This is a genomic window from Halobacterium sp. NMX12-1, from assembly GCF_040435975.1.
Taxonomy (GTDB): Archaea; Halobacteriota; Halobacteria; order Halobacteriales; family Halobacteriaceae; genus Halobacterium; species Halobacterium hubeiense.
This window is the reverse complement of sequence record NZ_CP159204.1, coordinates 1456208-1473153: the sequence shown is the minus strand read 5'-3', so window position 1 is coordinate 1473153 and position 16946 is coordinate 1456208. Positions and strand designations below refer to the sequence as shown.

The 16946-nt window shown below is 69.2% G+C and carries 20 protein-coding genes; 11 read left to right on the top strand and 9 right to left on the bottom strand.

Annotation, left to right across the window (positions count from 1 at the left end; translation table 11 throughout):
• The first annotated feature begins 24 nt into the window (after nucleotides 1-24).
• Entirely contained in the window at nucleotides 25-702 is a 678-nt protein-coding gene (locus tag ABSL23_RS09315) for a molybdopterin-binding protein (protein ID WP_353633521.1), read from the top strand.
• 153 nt (nucleotides 703-855) lie between these two features.
• Here ABSL23_RS09315 and ABSL23_RS09310 read toward each other — a convergent pair whose 3' ends face one another.
• The gene (locus tag ABSL23_RS09310) at nucleotides 856-1224 is read right to left on the bottom strand and encodes a hypothetical protein (protein WP_353633520.1); all 369 of its coding nucleotides are present in this window, start codon (nucleotides 1222-1224) and stop codon (nucleotides 856-858) included.
• Nucleotides 1225-1309: 85 nt separating this feature from the next.
• Here ABSL23_RS09310 and ABSL23_RS09305 point away from each other — a divergent pair, with 85 nt between their 5' ends.
• Nucleotides 1310-2437: an ATP-NAD kinase family protein gene (locus ABSL23_RS09305; protein ID WP_353633519.1), complete on the top strand. Its 1128-nt coding sequence runs from the start codon at nucleotides 1310-1312 to the stop codon at nucleotides 2435-2437.
• 36 nt (nucleotides 2438-2473) lie between these two features.
• Here the strand turns inward: ABSL23_RS09305 and ABSL23_RS09300 are convergent, their stop codons facing one another.
• Nucleotides 2474-2644, bottom strand: a complete 171-nt coding sequence (locus tag ABSL23_RS09300) for a DUF5786 family protein (protein WP_058982021.1) — start codon at nucleotides 2642-2644, stop codon at nucleotides 2474-2476.
• Nucleotides 2645-2777: 133 nt separating this feature from the next.
• Between ABSL23_RS09300 and ABSL23_RS09295 the strand changes: the two genes are divergently transcribed.
• Nucleotides 2778-3806 carry a phosphate uptake regulator PhoU gene (locus ABSL23_RS09295; RefSeq protein WP_059056334.1) on the top strand — a complete coding sequence of 343 codons (1029 nt, stop codon included), beginning with the start codon at nucleotides 2778-2780 and terminating at the stop codon, nucleotides 3804-3806.
• Here the strand turns inward: ABSL23_RS09295 and ABSL23_RS09290 are convergent.
• Nucleotides 3803-4120: a hypothetical protein gene (locus ABSL23_RS09290; protein WP_353635370.1), complete on the bottom strand. Its 318-nt coding sequence runs from the start codon at nucleotides 4118-4120 to the stop codon at nucleotides 3803-3805. The two genes, ABSL23_RS09295 and ABSL23_RS09290, sit on opposite strands and share 4 nt — an antisense overlap.
• On the opposite strand from ABSL23_RS09290, the gene ABSL23_RS09285 reads away from it, so the two are divergent.
• The gene (locus ABSL23_RS09285) at nucleotides 4055-4207 is read left to right on the top strand and encodes a hypothetical protein (protein ID WP_238324004.1); all 153 of its coding nucleotides are present in this window, start codon (nucleotides 4055-4057) and stop codon (nucleotides 4205-4207) included. The two genes, ABSL23_RS09290 and ABSL23_RS09285, sit on opposite strands and share 66 nt — an antisense overlap.
• A 110-nt stretch (nucleotides 4208-4317) precedes the next feature.
• Here the strand turns inward: ABSL23_RS09285 and ABSL23_RS09280 are convergent, their stop codons facing one another.
• Nucleotides 4318-5484, bottom strand: a complete 1167-nt coding sequence (locus ABSL23_RS09280; RefSeq protein WP_353633518.1) for an LEA type 2 family protein — start codon at nucleotides 5482-5484, stop codon at nucleotides 4318-4320.
• A gap of 95 nt (nucleotides 5485-5579) precedes the next feature.
• On the opposite strand from ABSL23_RS09280, the gene ABSL23_RS09275 reads away from it, so the two are divergent.
• The 4 genes from ABSL23_RS09275 to ABSL23_RS09260 are packed head-to-tail and all read left to right on the top strand — an operon-like array spanning nucleotide 5580 to nucleotide 7282.
• A complete protein-coding gene (locus tag ABSL23_RS09275) occupies nucleotides 5580-5765 on the top strand; it encodes a hypothetical protein (RefSeq protein ID WP_058982012.1) in 186 nt (61 codons plus the stop codon).
• A gap of 39 nt (nucleotides 5766-5804) precedes the next feature.
• A complete protein-coding gene (locus ABSL23_RS09270; RefSeq protein ID WP_059056331.1) occupies nucleotides 5805-6032 on the top strand; it encodes a hypothetical protein in 228 nt (75 codons plus the stop codon).
• Between the two features lie 37 nt (nucleotides 6033-6069).
• A complete protein-coding gene (locus ABSL23_RS09265) occupies nucleotides 6070-6483 on the top strand; it encodes an SRPBCC family protein (RefSeq protein ID WP_353633517.1) in 414 nt (137 codons plus the stop codon).
• Between the two features lies 1 nt (nucleotide 6484).
• On the top strand, nucleotides 6485-7282 hold the full coding sequence (locus ABSL23_RS09260) for a carbon-nitrogen family hydrolase (RefSeq protein ID WP_353633516.1): 798 nt from the start codon (nucleotides 6485-6487) through the stop codon (nucleotides 7280-7282).
• A gap of 250 nt (nucleotides 7283-7532) precedes the next feature.
• Here the strand turns inward: ABSL23_RS09260 and ABSL23_RS09255 are convergent, their stop codons facing one another.
• Nucleotides 7533-9047: an aldehyde dehydrogenase family protein gene (locus ABSL23_RS09255; RefSeq protein WP_353633515.1), complete on the bottom strand. Its 1515-nt coding sequence runs from the start codon at nucleotides 9045-9047 to the stop codon at nucleotides 7533-7535.
• A gap of 55 nt (nucleotides 9048-9102) precedes the next feature.
• Nucleotides 9103-9954 carry an RIO1 family regulatory kinase/ATPase gene (locus tag ABSL23_RS09250; RefSeq protein ID WP_353633514.1) on the bottom strand — a complete coding sequence of 284 codons (852 nt, stop codon included), beginning with the start codon at nucleotides 9952-9954 and terminating at the stop codon, nucleotides 9103-9105.
• A gap of 284 nt (nucleotides 9955-10238) precedes the next feature.
• Between ABSL23_RS09250 and ABSL23_RS09245 the strand changes: the two genes are divergently transcribed.
• Both ABSL23_RS09245 and ABSL23_RS09240 read left to right on the top strand, forming a co-directional pair.
• Nucleotides 10239-11381 (top strand): acyl-CoA dehydrogenase family protein, encoded by a 1143-nt coding sequence (locus ABSL23_RS09245; RefSeq protein WP_353633513.1) that lies wholly within the window; start codon nucleotides 10239-10241, stop codon nucleotides 11379-11381.
• A 315-nt stretch (nucleotides 11382-11696) separates the two neighbouring features.
• Nucleotides 11697-12416: a DUF726 domain-containing protein gene (locus tag ABSL23_RS09240; RefSeq protein WP_353635369.1), complete on the top strand. Its 720-nt coding sequence runs from the start codon at nucleotides 11697-11699 to the stop codon at nucleotides 12414-12416.
• A gap of 9 nt (nucleotides 12417-12425) precedes the next feature.
• Here ABSL23_RS09240 and ABSL23_RS09235 read toward each other — a convergent pair whose 3' ends face one another.
• Both ABSL23_RS09235 and ABSL23_RS09230 read right to left on the bottom strand, forming a co-directional pair.
• Nucleotides 12426-12854, bottom strand: coding sequence for an adenylyltransferase/cytidyltransferase family protein (locus ABSL23_RS09235; RefSeq protein ID WP_353633512.1), 429 nt, complete (start codon nucleotides 12852-12854; stop codon nucleotides 12426-12428).
• Entirely contained in the window at nucleotides 12851-13333 is a 483-nt protein-coding gene (locus ABSL23_RS09230; protein WP_353633511.1) for a Mov34/MPN/PAD-1 family protein, read from the bottom strand. Before ABSL23_RS09230 ends, ABSL23_RS09235 begins: the two co-directional genes overlap by 4 nt.
• Before the next feature lie 132 nt (nucleotides 13334-13465).
• Here ABSL23_RS09230 and ABSL23_RS09225 point away from each other — a divergent pair, with 132 nt between their 5' ends.
• A complete protein-coding gene (locus ABSL23_RS09225; RefSeq protein ID WP_353633510.1) occupies nucleotides 13466-15358 on the top strand; it encodes a DHH family phosphoesterase in 1893 nt (630 codons plus the stop codon).
• Here ABSL23_RS09225 and ABSL23_RS09220 read toward each other — a convergent pair whose 3' ends face one another.
• On the bottom strand, nucleotides 15359-16939 hold the full coding sequence (locus ABSL23_RS09220) for a phospholipase D-like domain-containing protein (protein WP_353633509.1): 1581 nt from the start codon (nucleotides 16937-16939) through the stop codon (nucleotides 15359-15361).
• Nucleotides 16940-16946: the final 7 nt, after the last annotated feature.

The window sequence follows — 16946 nt, the reverse complement described above, 5'->3', positions numbered from 1 at the left end:
ACCGTCCGCCGTCTACGGGCGGGCATGCAGGTTGCGGTGGTCACAGTCGGCGACGAACTCCTCGCCGGGGACACGGAGAACACGAACGCGTCGTGGCTGGGCACGCGGCTCACCGAGCGGGGCGCGACCGTGCGGCGCGTCCTCGTCGTGCCCGACGACAGGGACGCCATCGCCGGCGAAGTCGGGTCGCTGTCGGACCGCTACGACGCGGTCGTCGTCACGGGCGGCCTCGGCCCGACCCACGACGACGTGACGATGGACGGCGTCGCGGCGGCGTTCGACCGCGAGATGGCCGAACACCCGGAGGCGGTCTCGTACTTCCAGAACCACGACCGCTACCAGTTCGCGGAGCTCACGGACGGCACCGCCCACCTCCCCGAGGGCGCGCGGCTCTTGGAGAACGAGGTCGGGGTGGCGCCGGGCGCGGTCGTCGAGAACGCGTACGTGCTCCCGGGCGTCCCCGACGAGATGAAGGCGATGTTCGAGTCCGTCGCCGGCGAGTTCACGGGGACGACCAACCACGTCGAGTTCGTCTACGTGGACGCCCCCGAGAGCGCGCTGGTGGCGCCGCTGGCGGAGCTACAGGCGGAGTTCGGCGTCACCGTCGGCAGCTACCCGGGCGACGGCGTGCGCGTGAAGATTCAACACGAGGACGAGCAGACGGTCCGCGACGCCGCGGCGTGGCTGCGCGAACGCGTCTAGCGGTAGAGGTACGCGGTCCACGCAACCGCGAGCAGGAGGCCGACTATCGTGACGGTCCAGCCGACGGCGTTGATCGGGAGCGCGGAACCCTCGGTTGCAGCCAGCAGGTAGTTCATGGACGGTAGTTCCGGCCGCCCGGTCTTAATTGTTGGTTCACTCGGTCGCGTCCCGCACGACGTCGACGACGTCCCGACCGGTGGCGTCGCTGCCGGTGTCCAGAGAGACGAGGTACCCCGAGCGCTCGTCGGTGGGGACGTGAACGACGAGGCCGTCCTCGAAGAGCCGGGAGGTCGCCTGGAGGCTGCCGAGGTCGTACAGCGACTCCTGGCGGGGCGAGGAGAGCACGTCGAGGACGAGGTCGTCAGCGATGTCGTCGATGGAGGCGTCGCCGTACGCCTCGCGGACGTCCTCGCGCATGTACTCGACGTGCCACTCGGTGCCGTCGTGGAACCCGGCGACGCGGAGTGCGTCTCCGACAGCGTCGTGGAGGGGGGCGACGATGTCGGTGTCAGGAGTCGGCATCGTCGTACGCACGACGCCGGGCCACAATGAGACTTTTGGCGGGACCGACCGGTCGGCTTTTCGGCGGGACCACCCTAGTCGGAGTATGCGAACTGTCGGCGTCGTCGTGAACCCCATCGCCGGGATGGGGGGTCGCGTCGGTCTAAAGGGGACGGACGGGAACGTCGAGGCGGCCCGCGAGCGCGGCGCGGAGCCGCGCGCGCCGGAGCGCGCTCGCGACGCCCTCGCCGCTCTCCGCGAGCGCGCGCCCGACACCGAGGTTCTGGCGTACGGCGGCGAGATGGGCGCCGAGGAGGCGCGCGCGGCGGGCTTCGACCCCGAGGTCGTCGGCGAGCCCGAGAGCGAGGAGACGACGGCCGCGGACACGACGGACGCGGTGCGCGCGTTCGCCGACCGCGGCGTCGACCTGATTCTGTTCGTCGGCGGGGATGGCACCGCGACCGACGTCGCGACCGCGCTCGACGAGGTGGACGTTCGGAAGACGACGAAGTCGTCTTCCGCAGCCCATCAGAACGCTTCGCGTTCTGAGGACGCGGAGACTCCCGTCCTCGGCGTGCCCGCGGGCGTGAAAGTGTACTCGTCGGTGTTCGCGGTGCGCCCGGAGGCGGCGGGCCGGGTCGCCGCGACGTTCGAGGACACCGAAGCCCGCGAGGTCAACGACATCGACGAGGAGGCGTACCGCGGCGGCGAGGTGCGCACGCGCCTCCGGGGCGTCGTCGAGGTGCCGGTCGCGGAGGACCTCCAGTCCGCCAAGCAGGTCCACGCGGGGAGCACGGACGCGCTCGCCGAAGCGGTCGCCGAGGAGGTCCAGTCGGGCGTGACGTACGTGCTCGGCCCCGGCGGGACGCTCGGCGACGTCGCGGACGCGCTGGGGGTGGACGGGTCGCCGCTGGGCGTGGACGTCTACCGGGACGGCGAACTCGTCGTGCGGGACGGCAGCGAGGCCGAGATTCTGGGCGCGCTCGGCGACGAGAACGTGATTTTCGTCTCCCCCATCGGCGGGCAGGGGTTCGTCTTCGGCCGGGGCAACCACCAGATTTCGCCGGCGGTCATCGAGCGCAGCGAGGTGCGGGTCGTCGCCTCGCCGCGGAAGCTCGACGAGACCGGCGTGCTGCGCGTGGATACCGGCGACGAGGCCGTCGACGAGTCGCTGCGCGGCTGGACGAAGGTCAGAACTGGTCGCTTCGAGGAGCGAATGATGAAAGTGGTGTAGCGGCGCCGGAGAGCAGAACAGACAGAGAGAGAGCCGTTAGTCGTCTTTCATCGACTGGAGCTGGTCGATGAGTTCGTCGCTGTCGGCGTCGGTGTCGAAGTTGACGCTGCCGTCGTGGTCGTTCTCGTGGACGTTGACCGCGCCGTCCTCGTCGATGTCCGTGTTCTGGTTCTCCTGCTCGGACTCGTCGTAGCTACCAAAACCCATGACTACTCCCAGGGGCGGGACGGGCAAAAGGCTCTCGGAATTCTGGGGGCCGTTTTGCCCGTCTGCTTGCACCTTAAGGCAAGTATAAGGTTAGAGGGACAAGATTAAGGTCATTCCAGCGCGTTCCGGACGTATGGAAACCCGGAAAGTCCAACGGCTGGGCCCGTCTACGCTGGCGATGACGCTCCCAGCGGAGTGGGCGCGCAAGCAGGACGTCGAGAAGGGCGACGAGGTCACGGTCCGCGAGAGCGGGAAGGGGTCGCTGACCGTGACGCCGGAGTCCGCGCACGGCGAGGAGACCGAGGCGACGATTCACGCCGAGAACTTCGACGCCGACGCCGTCGAGCGCGCCATCGTCGGCCAGTACGTCCTCGGGCGCCGCATCATCCACGTCGAGAGCGAGGACGCCCTCGACTCCGAGCACATCAACGCCGTCTACAAGGCCGAGACCCAGCTGATGGGCCTCGGCGTCGTCGAGGAGACGCCCGAACGCATCACCATCCGGTGCTCGGTCGACCCCGAGGACTTCGACCTCGACAACCTCTTGGAGCGCCTGGAGAGCACGGGCTCGACGATGCGCGAGGAGGCCGTGAAGGCGCTCGCGCACGGCAGCCCCGACATGGCCCAGCGCGCGCTCAACCGCGAGCGGCAGGCGAACAAGATCTTCGTCCTCCTGTTGCGGCTCATCTTCACCGCCTACCAGAACCCGAACCTCGCGCGCGCCGTCGGCCTCGACGACGGCTTCCCGCTCATCGGCTACCGGTCGGTCGCGAAGAACCTCGAACTCACCGCGGACAACGCCGAGGACATCGCTGAAATCGTCCTCGAAAGCGAGGACAACACCCTCGCCGTCGAGCAGTCCACGATGCGGCGCATCCGTGAGTTCACTGACCAAGTGGACGAAATCACGGCCGCCGCCGTCGAAGCCGTCGTCACGCGGGACTACGACGCGACCGTCGAGGTCCGCGATCTGTTCGCGGAACTGGGCGACCGCGAGGGCGACATCCTCGACGACCTCCCGGAGATGGACAACGAGGACATCCTCGAAGTCCGGGAGGTGCTGGTGAGCCTCCAGCACACCGCCGAGTACGCGATGCGGAACGCCGAAATCGCGGCGAACCTCGCGCTCAACGAGCAGTCCAGTCACACCACCATCAGCTAGTCCGTCTTCTCACCCCGCAGGGGGTTCCGCGAGGCCAGCGTGCACGGGAACGCCGGGTGCTCGGCGAAGTGCCGCACGAGCATGTGCCGCCGGGACCCCGTGAAGCCGGCCGCCGCGAGGTTCTGTGCGCCGAACGTCTCGGGGAGCCGCTCGAACAGCCGGCGGACCTCCTCGAAGCTGTCGAAGACGGCGGAGTTGCCCGTGGAGTCGGCGCCGCGCCGCTCGACGACGTAGCTGCCGTCCTCGCGGTGCACGGCGGCGGTGCGGAAGAACTCCTCGCGGCTCGTCAGCGCGTCGCCGACGGCGTCCCGCAGTTCGGCGGCGTGCTCGCGGGAGAGCTCGATGGTGTCGCCGTCGACGGTGACGCGAATCTCGGTGCCGTCGGGCTCGACGGCGATTGACTGTTCACCCTCGGAGAACGCGACCAGGAGCCTGGGTACTCCGGTTCATGTTCGCTGGAAGCGACGCGGCGCGTAAAAATCTATCCCCGGGGCTGGGCCGCGACCGCGCTTCAGGCCGCCAGCGAGCCGCGCGCGAGCAACCCGTCGTCGGTGGTCGTCCCGTCGTCGCTCGTGGTGCCGTCGTCCGCAGTCGTCCCGTCAGTCGTCGTGCTGTCGGTGGTCGTGCTGTCAGTGGTGGTCGTCGAACCGTCGCTGGTCGTGGTCGCGGTGGTCGTGCCGTCAGCGGTCGTCTCGTTGCCGCTCGCGTCGCCGCCCGAGCCGTCCTCGTTCCCGAACATGTCGGTCTCGATGGTCTGCGTGTACGTCAGTTCGTCCAGCGGCACGCGAACGGTCTCCGTCGAACCCGGCAGTTCGAGTTCGGCGTAGAACTCGATGCGGAGCTCCGTCGTCTGGTCGTTCTCGACGTGGGTCACCCACCACTCGTCGAGGTTCTCGTTGTCGATGACCGTCGGGGTCTCCACCACGCGGGCGCTCTTCCCCGGGATAGACTCGGTCTCCTCGAGTTCGCCGGACCCGACCGGCACGTCGTTCATCGAGATGTCGTAGCCGACGTTCGAGACGACCACGGGCGACGCCTTCGGGTTGTAGACCTCGAACTCGAGGTCGATGGGCGTCTCGGCGTCCGTGACCGTCCCCCACGAGGCGTTCGTGCGCTGGACGACCAGCACGGGGTCCTCTACGAGCGGCATGTCGGCGTTCACCGGGCGGTCCTCCGTGGAGTTGAACTGCCCGAGGAGGTCCGTCTCGATGGTCTCGGCGGCCGGCTGGAACGTCGCCGACTGCCCGACGAACCCGGGCTGGACGGTCGCGGAGACGGTGAGGTTCGTGTGCTCGCCGCCGCGGACGTGGCTCGCCCACCACGCGGGGATGCGCTCGTTGTGGAGGTGCGTCGTCAGGTTCACCGTCGAGTTCCCGGTGCCGACGCCGACGCCGCGCTTGTCCCCGCTCGCCATCCGGATGTCGTTCATCGCGACCGTGTAGTTCACGCTCGTCCCCCCGAGCCGGACGCCGACCGGGTTCGGGTTGTGAATCACGAGGTCCGTCTGGACCTCGGTGTGCGTGTCGTTGACCTCGCCGAACTGGTTGTCAATCTGCTCGACGCTCGGCACGCCGAGGAGACCGCCGACGAACGCGCCGCCGACGACCAGCCCGAGGCCCGCGACGAGCGTGACGGCGACCCGTATCGTGCTCCCGAACAGCAGCGCGCGGACGTCCATGCTCGATTCGGTGTGCTTCCACGGTGAAAGCCTGTCGGCCTCCGCGGTCGCACCGAGTAGAACCAGTTAAGGGATACCACACGCAACCCCCAGCCATGACGACTGGGTCCACGCAGGAAACGGACATGGGCGTCGGCGTCGGCCTCGCGTTCGGCCTGCTCGCCGTCGCCGCGGCCGCGTACACGTTCGTCGCGCCCGGACAGTTCCAGACCGCACTCGGCTTCGCCGGCGCCGTCACCCTGTCGGCGCTGTGCGTCGCCGCCCTCCACGTCTGGGGGTAACACAAGGGATAAACGGACAAAGTGCGTAGTTCCGTCGTAATGACCGACGAATACACCGACGAGGAACGCCGGATTCTGGAGTTCCTCCGCGAGAGCGTCGAGAAGGGCGAGCGGTACTTCCGCTCGAAGAACATCGCGAACCACCTCGGCCTCTCCTCGAAGCAGGTCGGTGTGCGGCTCCCCGAACTCGCGGAGAAGACCGAGGACGTCGACATCGAGAAGTGGAGTCGCTCGAAGTCGACGACGTGGCGCGTCGAACCGGCGTAACCGGCGGCTTTTTGCTCGCGGGCGGAAAACCCCGCGTATGACAGTTCGGGTCGAGCGCACGTTCGAGGTGTCGGTGTCGCCCGAAGACGTGTGGGCGTTCATCGCCGACCCCGAGAAGCGCGCGGGCGCCATCAGCGTCGTGGACAGCTACGAGCACGAGGGCGACACGACGACGTGGCACGTCCACCTCCCGATTCCCGTCGTTCGGAGCACGATACCCGTCGAGACGCGGGACGTCGACGTGGAGCCGCCGCGGTACGTGAAGTTCGTGGGGAACTCCCGCATCTTCGACGTCACCGGCGAGCACGAGGTCGAGTCCGCGAACGGCGGGTCGCGGGTGACCAACCGGTTCGTCGTCGACGGCAAGGTACCGGGCGTCGAGGGGTTCTTCAAGCGGAACCTCGACGACGAACTCGGCGGCCTGCAGGCCGCGCTGGAGGCGGACGCCTGAGATGCGCGTCGCGCTCGCCCAGATAGCCGTCGAGGGCGCCGCCGTGGACGCGAACGTCGAGCGGGCGGTGGCGGCCATCCGCGAGGCGGCCGACGAGGGCGCGGACCTCGTCTGCCTGCCGGAGCTGTTCAACGTCGGCTTCTTCGCGTTCGACGCCTACCAGCGCGCCGCCGAGCCGCTGGAAGGGCCGTCGCTGACGGCGGTCCGCGACGCCGCCGCCGAGGAGGGCGTCGCGCTGCTGGCAGGTAGCGTCGTCGAGGACCTCGCGGAGACCGAGGGCGGCCCCGACGAGGAGGGGCTGGCGAACACGAGCGTGCTCTTCGACGAGGACGGCCAGCGGCTGCTCGCGTACCGGAAGCACCACCTGTTCGGCTACGAGTCAGCGGAAGCCCAACTGCTGACGCCCGGCGAGCGCGTGCCGACCGCCGAACTCGGCGAGTTCACGGCCGCAGTCACGACCTGCTACGACCTCCGGTTCCCAGAATTGTACCGCGAACTGGTCGCTGACGGCGTGAACCTCCTGCTCGTGCCGTCGGCGTGGCCGTACCCGCGCGTCGAGCACTGGACGCTCCTGCCGCAGGCCCGCGCCGTCGAGAACCTCGCGTACGTCGCTGCGGTCAACGGCAGCGGCGACTTCGAGGACGCGGAGCTGGTCGGCCGCTCGACGGTGTACGACCCGTGGGGGAACGCCGTCGCGAGCACCGGCGACCAGCCGAGCATCGTCTACGCCGACCTCGACCCCGAGCGCGTCGCGACGGTCCGCGAGGAGTTCCCCGCGCTGGACGACCGCCGGCACTGACTCCCGGACCCGCGATACGTGAATTTAAGTGGCGTCGCGGCGTACCACCAGTTGCCGGTAGTCGACGCTTTTCTCGTCGAACCGGCAAGAACCTCGCGTCCACGTCCGCTCCGCGTCCGCCGACGCGGCCGTGTCCCGGCCCACGGCCGCAGTCCGCGGGAAGTCAACCGCCACCCTTTCGCCTTCCTCTCTCACGTACTCACGAGCAGCGGCTGTCAGCGTTACAGAAACAGAAGCGGCGAGAAGCCGCTCAGTCGTCCTCGGTCTTGATGTCCGCGGAGAGACCTTGGGCCATCTCGATGTCCTTGGAGTTGTTGAGCGTCCACGCGGTGCGCTCGGTGACGGCCTCGATGACCTCGCGGGCGCTCGGGTAGCCGTTGCCGGACTTCTTCACGCCGCCGAACGGGAGCTGGACCTCCGCGCCGATGCAGGGGAGGTTGCCGTACGCCAGTCCGACTTCGGCGTGGTCGCGGTAGTAGTTGATTTGGCGGTAGTCCTCGCTGATGACCGCGCCGGCGAGCCCGTACGGCGTGTCGTTGTGGATTTCGACCGCGCGCTCGATGTCGCCGGAGTACTCGATGAGCGCGACGTGCGGCCCGAACACCTCCTCCTTGATGGAGCGGAGGTCGGGGTCGTAGTCGACCTCGTAGACGAACGGGCCGACCCAGTGGCCGTCCTCGTGGCCGTCGGGAATCTCCTCGTCGCCGAGTTCGGTGCGGTCTACGAGCACGTTCGTCGCTTCCTCCCGGGCGAGGTCGTTGTACTCTCGAATCTTCTCGACGTGCTCGGCCTCGATGGCCGGCCCCATGAACGTGTCCTCGTCGAGCGGGTCGCCGACCGCGACCTTCTCGGCGACCTCGACGAACCGTTCTTTGAACTCGTCGTAGACGTCCTCGTGGACGACGAGCCGCTCGCTGGAGACGCAGCGCTGGCCGGTCGTCTTGAACGACGACATCACCGCGGAGTGGACCGCGACGTCGAGGTCCGCCTCCTCGGTGACGACGATGCCGTTCTTCCCGCCCATCTCGCAGGCCGCGAGCTTCCCGGGATCGCTGGCGACCTCGCTGGCGATTTCGTGGCCGACCTCCGCCGAGCCCGTGAACAGCACGGTGTCCACGCGGTCGTCGTCGACGACGGCGGCGCCCGCGTCGCCGTACCCCTGCACCATGTTGAAGACGCCGTCCGGGATGCCGGACTCCTCGAACATCTCCGCGATAATCTGGCCGCACCACGGCGTCTGCTCGGCGGGCTTCCAGACGACGGTGTTGCCCTCCACGAGCGAGACGGCCATGTGCCAGAACGGAATCGCGACCGGGAAGTTCCACGGCGTGATGCAGCCCACGACGCCCCGGGGCTTGCGGCGCATGTAGGCGTCCTTGCTCGGAATCTCGGAGGGCACCACGTCGCCCTTGGGATGGCGGGCGTCGCCGGCCGCCCACTCGACCATGTGCCACGCCTCGGTGACGTCGGCTTTCCCCTCGCTGATTTCCTTGCCGCACTCCTTGGTGACGACCTCGCCGAGCTCCTCGTGGCGCTCCTTGAGCTCGTGGTAGATGTCCCAGAGGTACTCCGCGCGGTCGATGTGGGAGAGCTCGCGCCACTCCTCGAAGGCCTCGTCTGCGGCCGCGGTGGCCTCGCGGACGTCGGCCTCGGTGCCGCGGTGGAACTCGCCGAGGGTCTCGCCGGTCGCGGGGTTCTCGCTCTCGAAGGTCTCGGTCCCGTGGCCGTCGACCCACTCGCCGTCGATGTAATGCTGGTACGTCATCGGCAAAAACTGCGACCGGCGTGGTGAAAAAGGTACACCTTGTGCGCCCGGCGGGTCACCGCGTCGCGTCGCCGCGGGAACTGGCAGCCTTCTCGATTTCGCCCGCCAGCGACGCCGCATCGAAGGCGTGGTCGGGCCGAATCTGGACGAAACTCAGGAAGTCCTGGGCGTCCAGCAGCGCCGCGGCGTTGTCCGCGCGCGTCCGCGAGCCGTCGCTCGTGTCGTAGGCCTCCAGCGCCACCTCGACGACGGTGCGAGCGCCGACGAGCGGTTCGAGCGCGGCCAGCGCGCACGCGAGGTCGTACGCGCGAGCCCCCTCCAGCCCGTCGCCGGCGACGTTCGTCGCGTCGATGAAGTAGAGGTCGTCCTCGTAGACGAGGACGTTCTCGCCGCGCAGGTCGCCGTGCGCGACGCCGTTCTCGTGCATCGTCGCGAGCGCGCCGAACAGCTCCGGGGCGTGGCGTTCGACGGCCTCGGCGGGGAGTTCGTCCAGCGGCCGGAAGTCGGGGAGGTACTCCAAGACGAGCACGCCGAGCCCCTCGACCTCGAACGCCTCGACGGGCTCGGGCGCGTTCACGCCGATGTCGCGGAGTTTCCGCGTGGCTTCGAGCTCGTGTTCGGCCATCTCCACGGGGCCGTCGAACGGCTCGAAGAAGCCCTCGCGGCCGCTGGAGAACGCGCCGAGGTTCCGCGCGCCGGTGAACAGCGCGTGCACGAGCGCGTTCTGCCCGGAGATTACCTTCACGAACCAGCGGTCGTTGACGACGCAGGGCGTCGACAGCCAGTTGTCCGTCTCCAGGAACGTCACCCGGACTTCCTCCTGGTCGTAGCGGTCGGCGACCTCGCGGGCGACGGCCTCCAAGGAGTCCCACGGGACGGTACCGCGGACGAACTGGCGGATGCTCACACCGACGAGAGGGGGCGCGCGAATAAAATTCCGGCGGGAGCGTGGGCGAGCGAAGCGAGGCCACGTTAGAGCGAACGCGGAGCGAAGCGATGCGTGAGCCGCGTGCTCGACCGCAGGGAGAGCACGTTCTTGCGAGCGGCGAGCGTAGCGAGCCGTGAGGAGCGTGGGTGACCAACGCGCAGTGAACCACACGACCGACCGCAGAGCGTTCGAGCACCGACGAGCGCGGGAATCGTTCACGGTCGTTCCGGTGTGTTTATGCTCGCGGTGGCAAAGCTTGCAGTATGGACTTCGACCTTCCCGACGAACACCGGATGATTCGGGACACCGTCAGGGAGTTCGCGGAGGCGGAAATCGAGCCCATCGCGTGGGACATCGAGGAGGAACACCGGTTCCCCGAGGAGGTGTTCGCGGAGCTCGCGGACCTCGACATGATGGGCGTGCCCGTCAGCGAGGACTACGGCGGGCTCGGCGGCGACCAACTGATGTACGCGCTCGTCGCGGAGGAGCTCGGCCGGGTCTCGGGCTCCATCGGGCTGTCGTACGCCGCCCACGTCTCGCTGGCGTCGAAGCCAATCGAGCTGTTCGGCACCGAGGAGCAAAAAGAGAAGTGGCTTCGCCCGCTCGCGGAGGGCGAGTACCTCGGGTCGTGGGCGCTCACCGAGCCCGACAGCGGCAGCGACGCCAGCGACATGGACACGACCGCCGAGAAGGACGGCGACGAGTACGTGCTCAACGGCACGAAGCAGTTCATCACGAACGCCTCCGTCGCGGGCAGTGTGCTCGTGAAGGCGGTCACGGACCCCGAGGCGGGCTACGGCGGCATCTCCACGTTCATCGTCGACCCCGAGGCGGACGACGGCTTCGAGGTCACGACCGAGTGGGAGAAGATGGGGCTGAACGCCTCCCCCACCTGCGAAATCACCTTCGACGACTGCCGCATCCCCGCCGAGCGCCTGCTCGGCGAGGAGGGCGACGGCTGGGAGCAGACGAAGAAGACCCTCGACGGAGGCCGCATCACAATCGCCGCGCTCTCCACGGGCCTCGCACAGGGCGCCTACGAGGCCGCCAAGGAGTACGCCGTCGAGCGCGAGCAGTTCGGCCAGCCCATCTCGGAGTTCGACGCCATCCGGAACAAGCTCGTCTCCATGCACCGGAAGACCGAGCGCGCGCGCCTCCTCACGCACAAGGCCGCCACGCGCTACGACAACGGCGAGTCCGTCACGCGGGAGTCCGCGCTCGCGAAGCTCGACGCCAGCGAGGCCGCCCGCGAGGTCGCCGAGGACGCCGTCCAGACGCTCGGCGGCTACGGCTACACAACGGACTTCGCCCCTCAGCGGTTCTTCCGCGACGCAAAGCTCATGGAAATCGGCGAGGGCACGAGCGAGATTCAGCACCTCGTCATCGGCCGCGAACTCGGGCTGTAGACGCACTCCGCCCTTCTGGGCTCGGGACGCGGCTGTCAGTAATCCAGCAGATGATGCCTGATTAGACGAACCGATAGGCCGACACCACGTAGGGAAACGCCAATGGACGACCCCGACGGACCGACCGCCTCCCCCGAGGCACCGGACGCAAACCACGCTGACGACGACGAGGACGACTCGAATGGGTACATCACTCGGCGGCGGCTCCTCCTCGCGGCCGCCGGCGGCGTCGGCCTCCTCGGGGGCGGCGGGTTCTACGTCGCGCAGTCGCTGAGCGGCGACTTCGGCGGGTACGAGGCGCCGGCGACGCAGCCGATGGTGACGACCCGGGGGCGACTCGACGCCGCGGACCCGACAGAGCGAGTTGGCTCGTGGGACTTCAACGAGGCCGACGAAGTGGTCCTATACGTCCACGGGCTCAACGCGGACGCCGAGTCGGCCCGCGACCAAGCCTACACCGCTCGGCTGGGGCTCGCGGCGGCGGGAGCGACTGCGGAAGCTGACGGCCCGCCGGTCGTCGGCTACTCGTGGGCGTCGAACGTAGACTGGGGACCGGCGAAGCAGAACGCGGACGCCAACGCCGCCCCGCTCGCCGACTGGGTGGCGGCGTGGGCGGACGACGACGGGCGGCCGCTCCACCTGTTCGCGCACTCGCTCGGCGCCCGGGTGACGGGGGCGGCCCTCCGCAGGCTCGCCGACCGCGGGCGGACGGACGCCCTCGCCTCGGTGTCGCTGTTCGGCGGGGCGATTCCGAACGACAGCGTCGGGACCGACGGCCGGTACGGGTCCGCCATCGCGGCGGTCGATGCGCCCGTCTACAACTTCCACAGCCGGAACGACCGCGTCCTCGGCTGGGTCTACCGCCTCTCGGACGGGACGCGCGCAGTCGGTCACGGCGGACTCGCAGGGTCGGCGAACGCGCCCGCCGGCTACGAGGACGTCGACGTCACGGACCTGGTGGCGGACCACTACTCGTACATCGAGCCCGAGGAGGGGTGTCTGCCGCGAGCAGTCGACCGAATCGGCATCGAGTGAGCCGCCCGACTAGCCGCGCTGCTCCAGAATCCGGTCGATGATGGTGCCCGTCGAGAGGAGTTCGTCGTCGTAGCGCTTTTCGCGGGCCGACGCCCGCTCCACGGAGCAGTCGACGCCGCGCTCGGCGAGTTCGGCTTCGATGGCGTCGTCGTCGTGGTGCTGGTCGAAGCCCAGCGCGATGACGTCGGGGTCGATGTCCTCGATGGGCGCGAAGATGTCGGACTCGTGGCCGACGCGGGCTTCGTCGACGGCGTCGAGGGCGGCGACGACGTCGCGGCGCTGGCGGTTCGGAAGCACGGGCGGTTCCTTGTGGGTGACGTTCTCGCGGCGCGCGACGATGACGTGCAGCTCGTCGCCCATCGCGGCGGCGTCCTCCAGGTAGTGAATGTGGCCGGGGTGAATCAAATCGAAGGTCCCCTGCGCGACGACTCGTCTCACAGTTCCTCGTCGATGTCTTCCTGCGTGAAGTCGAAAAACGATTCGGGTTCGGGGAGCGCGACGTCGTAGACGTCGAGGCTCCGGGGTTCGCCCTCGTTGTCGAACGCGCGCCACGAGTTCGGGTCGTAGGGCGCGCCGAGGATGATGTGGACGTCGCCCTTGCCGAACGTCGCGCGGTCGGCGTCGGAGGGCGCGAGCACGCCGTTGGGGTGGGAGTGGACGCTCCCGACGTTGCGCATGTCGTTGGGGACTTGACTGGAGTTGAACGTCGCGCTCACGGGGTTGGTCTCCGTGCCCGGCACCATCAGCACGTCCGTGACGACGTAGCCGTCGTCGGGGCCGGCGTCGAACTCCTTGGCGGGCGTCCCGCGCAGCAGGCCGAGGTACTCGTCGGGGTGGCTGTCCTCCGCCGCCTCCATCGCGAACTCTAGGGCTTCCCGCGCGATGCCGACGACGTCGGGACGCCCACCGAACAGCATACCCGATACTCCGCGGCGGTGACTGTTGAGGCTTCCGGAACACCGCCGGAGCTCGCCAGCCGGTTTTGCGCGTTCGCCCGCGAGACGCCCTTGAAAAGCGTTAAAAACGGCGGCGCCGAATCTAGGCACAAGATGACTGACGCTTCCTCCGGCGACGGGGCCGACCGCCCGGTCGTCGTCGACCTCCACTCCTCGTGTACCACGCAGGAGGTCGAATCCGGCGAGTACTACCACGCGACCGTCAACGGCGTCGTCGACTACGGCGTCTTCGTCGACCTCTCCGAGCACGTCTCCGGGCTCGTCCACGAGTCCACGTTCGACGGCGAGCAGGACCTCGCCGTCGACGACGACGTCGTCGTGAAGCTCACGGAAGTCCGGGAGAACGGCGACCTGAGCTTCGAACTCGCCGCCCTCGACGACTACGAGACCGTCGAGCGCGAGCACAGCTACGACCGCATCGACGCCGAGACCGTCGGCGACCACGTCGGCGAGACCGTCCACGTCGAGGGCGAGGTCGTCCAGATCAAGCAGACCGGCGGCCCGACCATCTTCCGCGTGCGCGACGAGACCAGCGCCGTCCCGTGTACGGCCTTCGAGGCCGCCGGCGTCCGCGCGCACCCGGTCGTGGAAGTCGGCGACCTCGTCCACGTGAAAGGCGACGTCGAGGAGCGCGAGGGCACCTACCAAATCGAGGTCACGGAAATCGACGTGCTCGAAGGCGAGACCGCCGCCGACGTCGCGGGCCGGCTGGACGCCGCGCTCGCCGAGCGCGCCGAACCCATCGACGTGGACCCGCTCGTCGACTGGCCGGCGCTGGAGGGGATGCTGCCGGAGCTTCGGTCGGTCGCGCGCACGCTCCGCCGCGCGGTACTGGAAGGCCGCCCGATTCGGATGCGCCACCACGCCGACGGCGACGGCATGGCCGCCAGCGTCCCCGTCCAGTACGCGCTCACGCAGTTCATCGAGGACGCCCACCAGGACGCCGACGCCGCCCGCCACCTCCTCAAGCGCCTCCCCAGCAAGGCCCCCTACTACGAGATGGAGGACGCCACCCGCGACCTCAACTTCGCGCTGGGGGACCGCGCGCGCCACGGGCAGAAGCTCCCGCTGCTCCTCATGCTTGACAACGGCAGCACCGAGGAGGACACGCCCGCGTACAAGGCCCTGAACAACTACGACATCCCCATCGTCGTCGTCGACCACCACCACCCCGACCCCGAGGCCGTGGACCCGCTCGTGGAGGAGCACGTCAACCCCTACCTGCACGGCGAGGACTACCGCATCACCACGGGCATGCTCTGCGTGGAGCTAGCGCGCATGATCTACCCCGGGCTCACCGAGGAACTCGAACACGTCCCAGCGGTCGCCGGCCTGTCGGACCGCTCGAAGGCCGACGAGATGACCGACTACCTCGAACTCGCCCGCGAGGCCGGCTACGACGACGAGTTCCTCCAGAACATCAGCGAGGCGCTAGACTACGAGGCGTACATGCTGCGCTACGACCCCGGCACGCAGCTCATCAACGACATCCTCAACGTCAACGGCGACGACGAGCGCCACCGCGAGCTCGTGCCGTTCCTCGCGAACCGCGCCGCCGAGGACGTCGCCGAGCAACTGGACGCGGCGACCCCGCACGTCGAACACGAGCGCGTCGCCAACGGCGCGAACCTCTACCGCATCGACGTCGAGAACCACGCCCACCGGTTCACGTACCCCGCGCCGGGGAAGACCACGGGCGAAATCCACGACCGCAAGGTCGAGGAGACAGGCGAACCGGTCATCACCATCGGCTACGGCCCGGACTTCGCGGTCCTCCGGTCGGACGGCGTGCGCCTCGACATCCCGACGATGGTCGAGGAGCTCAACGAGGAGCTGCCGGGCGCGGGTGTCTCCGGCGGCGGCCACCTCGTCGTCGGCTCCATCCGCTTCGTCCCCGGGATGCGCGAGGAAGTGCTGGACGCCCTCATCGAGAAGATGGCGGAAGCCGAACTCGACGAGGAGCTCCATACCGCGCCGAAGCGGTAGTCACTTTCTGTTCTCCTGCCAGAAGCCGTCGCGGCCGACGTCGCTCTCTCCGCCGAACTCGATGCGCCGAGCGCAAGCCGCAGCGGCGACCGCGGCGACGGCGACGACCGCGGCGAGCGCGACCGGGAGCCGCCACGCGCCGCCGCGCCAGTCCGCGCGGAACGCCCGCTGGAAGTAGTCCGCGACCGCGTCGTCCTCGACGACGACCACGACTTCGCGGTTCTCGGTGGCGGCGTGCTCGTTCCAGTTGAGGCTCCCGACGAGCGCGCGCTCGCCGTCCACGACGGCGCCCTTGACGTGGACTTTCTCGAAGCGCGACCGCGGCTCCACGAGCTTCGCGTCCAGATTCAGGCTCTCCTCGGCGGCGACGCGGTTCAGGCGCTCCGTCGTGTTGCGGTTGTCCGCGCGAGCGTACCACTTCCCGGAGAGCAGCACGCGCACGCGGACGCCCCGGCGTGCGGCGTCGATGGTCCAGTTCGTGAACGCGCCGTTCCGGTCGAGGCTCGCCTGCTCGACGACCAGCGACTCCTCGGCGGACGCGACGAGGTTGCGGACTCCCGAGCGCGCGTTGTCGGGCGCGACCAGCACGCGGACGCTGTCGGCCTCGGCGTCCACCTGCGGAAACCGCGTGGGGTAGGACTGCGTGGCGGGCTCGCCGTCCACGACGGTGAAGTTCTCTCGAACGGTCTCCCACGGTTTGGCGTCCGGCCAGTTCGTGTCCGCGCGGAACACGCCCGCGAGGTGGTCGGCAACTGCCGAGTCAGCGACCGTGACGCCCCAGCCGCGGTTGCCGTGGCCGCCGCTGCCCGAGGGCTTCCAGTTCTCCGAGAGGACGACCGCGCGGTCGTCGGCGACGGCGTACTTCGCGTGGTGGAAACTGTACCGGGCGCGTTCGCCGTCGAGGACGCGGACCTCGACGCCCGCGGCGCGGAGCGCGTCGAGGCGCCGGTCCTCCGGACTAGGGGCTCCGCCCGCAACGCCGCCCTCCACGAGCACGCGCACGTCCACGCCCCGCTCGGCGGCCGCGACGAGCGCGCGAGTGGCGCGTGCGGACGTGAACGTGTAGCCCGCGAGGAAGAGCCGCTGGTCGGCGGATTCGAGCGTCTGAATCGGCGGGCCGGCGGCGTCCGGGAGCGCGAACGCGGACACGGAGACGTTCGCGGTAGCGAACGGCGCGAACGAGGACGCGCCCAGCGGCGTCCACTCGCTCCCGTTCCACCGCTCGGCAGTCGGCGCGTTCGCGTACGCGAGTTCGTCCACGGTCGCGTTCCCGGCGCGGAGTTCGACCGTCTCGCCGCCGTTCGCGAGCGCGAGCGAGCCGTTCAGCCCGACGACCGGGAGGTCGGTGCGGTTGCGGGCGGCCGCTGGCTGCGTCGAGAGCGCGACCGTCCCGGAGAGCGTGCGGTTCGGGAGGTTGGCGGCGTCGTTGGAGTCGGCGAGCGTCCAGCCGGTCGTGTTCGTCGGCTCGTCGAACGTGACGGCGACGAACTCGCCGGCGTCGCCGTCGCTGGCAGGGTTGGGCGCGACGGCCGTGATGGTCGCCGACGCGAGCAGCGCGGCGACCGCGAGGCGCGCGAGCACGGGAGCG

Excerpts from the sequence above, each read along its gene's own strand:
- ABSL23_RS09315 (WP_353633521.1), top strand. The coding sequence starts at position 25 with ATGCAGGTTGCGGTGGTCACAGTCGGCGACGAACTCCTCGCCGGGGAC.
- ABSL23_RS09310 (WP_353633520.1), bottom strand. The coding sequence starts at position 1,224 with ATGCCGACTCCTGACACCGACATCGTCGCCCCCCTCCACGACGCTGTC.
- ABSL23_RS09305 (WP_353633519.1), top strand. The coding sequence starts at position 1,310 with ATGCGAACTGTCGGCGTCGTCGTGAACCCCATCGCCGGGATGGGGGGT.
- ABSL23_RS09300 (WP_058982021.1), bottom strand. The coding sequence starts at position 2,644 with ATGGGTTTTGGTAGCTACGACGAGTCCGAGCAGGAGAACCAGAACACG.
- ABSL23_RS09295 (WP_059056334.1), top strand. The coding sequence starts at position 2,778 with ATGGAAACCCGGAAAGTCCAACGGCTGGGCCCGTCTACGCTGGCGATG.
- ABSL23_RS09280 (WP_353633518.1), bottom strand. The coding sequence starts at position 5,484 with ATGGACGTCCGCGCGCTGCTGTTCGGGAGCACGATACGGGTCGCCGTC.
- ABSL23_RS09275 (WP_058982012.1), top strand. The coding sequence starts at position 5,580 with ATGACGACTGGGTCCACGCAGGAAACGGACATGGGCGTCGGCGTCGGC.
- ABSL23_RS09270 (WP_059056331.1), top strand. The coding sequence starts at position 5,805 with ATGACCGACGAATACACCGACGAGGAACGCCGGATTCTGGAGTTCCTC.
- ABSL23_RS09265 (WP_353633517.1), top strand. The coding sequence starts at position 6,070 with ATGACAGTTCGGGTCGAGCGCACGTTCGAGGTGTCGGTGTCGCCCGAA.
- ABSL23_RS09260 (WP_353633516.1), top strand. The coding sequence starts at position 6,485 with ATGCGCGTCGCGCTCGCCCAGATAGCCGTCGAGGGCGCCGCCGTGGAC.
- ABSL23_RS09255 (WP_353633515.1), bottom strand. The coding sequence starts at position 9,047 with ATGACGTACCAGCATTACATCGACGGCGAGTGGGTCGACGGCCACGGG.
- ABSL23_RS09245 (WP_353633513.1), top strand. The coding sequence starts at position 10,239 with ATGGACTTCGACCTTCCCGACGAACACCGGATGATTCGGGACACCGTC.
- ABSL23_RS09240 (WP_353635369.1), top strand. The coding sequence starts at position 11,697 with ATGGTGACGACCCGGGGGCGACTCGACGCCGCGGACCCGACAGAGCGA.
- ABSL23_RS09230 (WP_353633511.1), bottom strand. The coding sequence starts at position 13,333 with ATGCTGTTCGGTGGGCGTCCCGACGTCGTCGGCATCGCGCGGGAAGCC.
- ABSL23_RS09225 (WP_353633510.1), top strand. The coding sequence starts at position 13,466 with ATGACTGACGCTTCCTCCGGCGACGGGGCCGACCGCCCGGTCGTCGTC.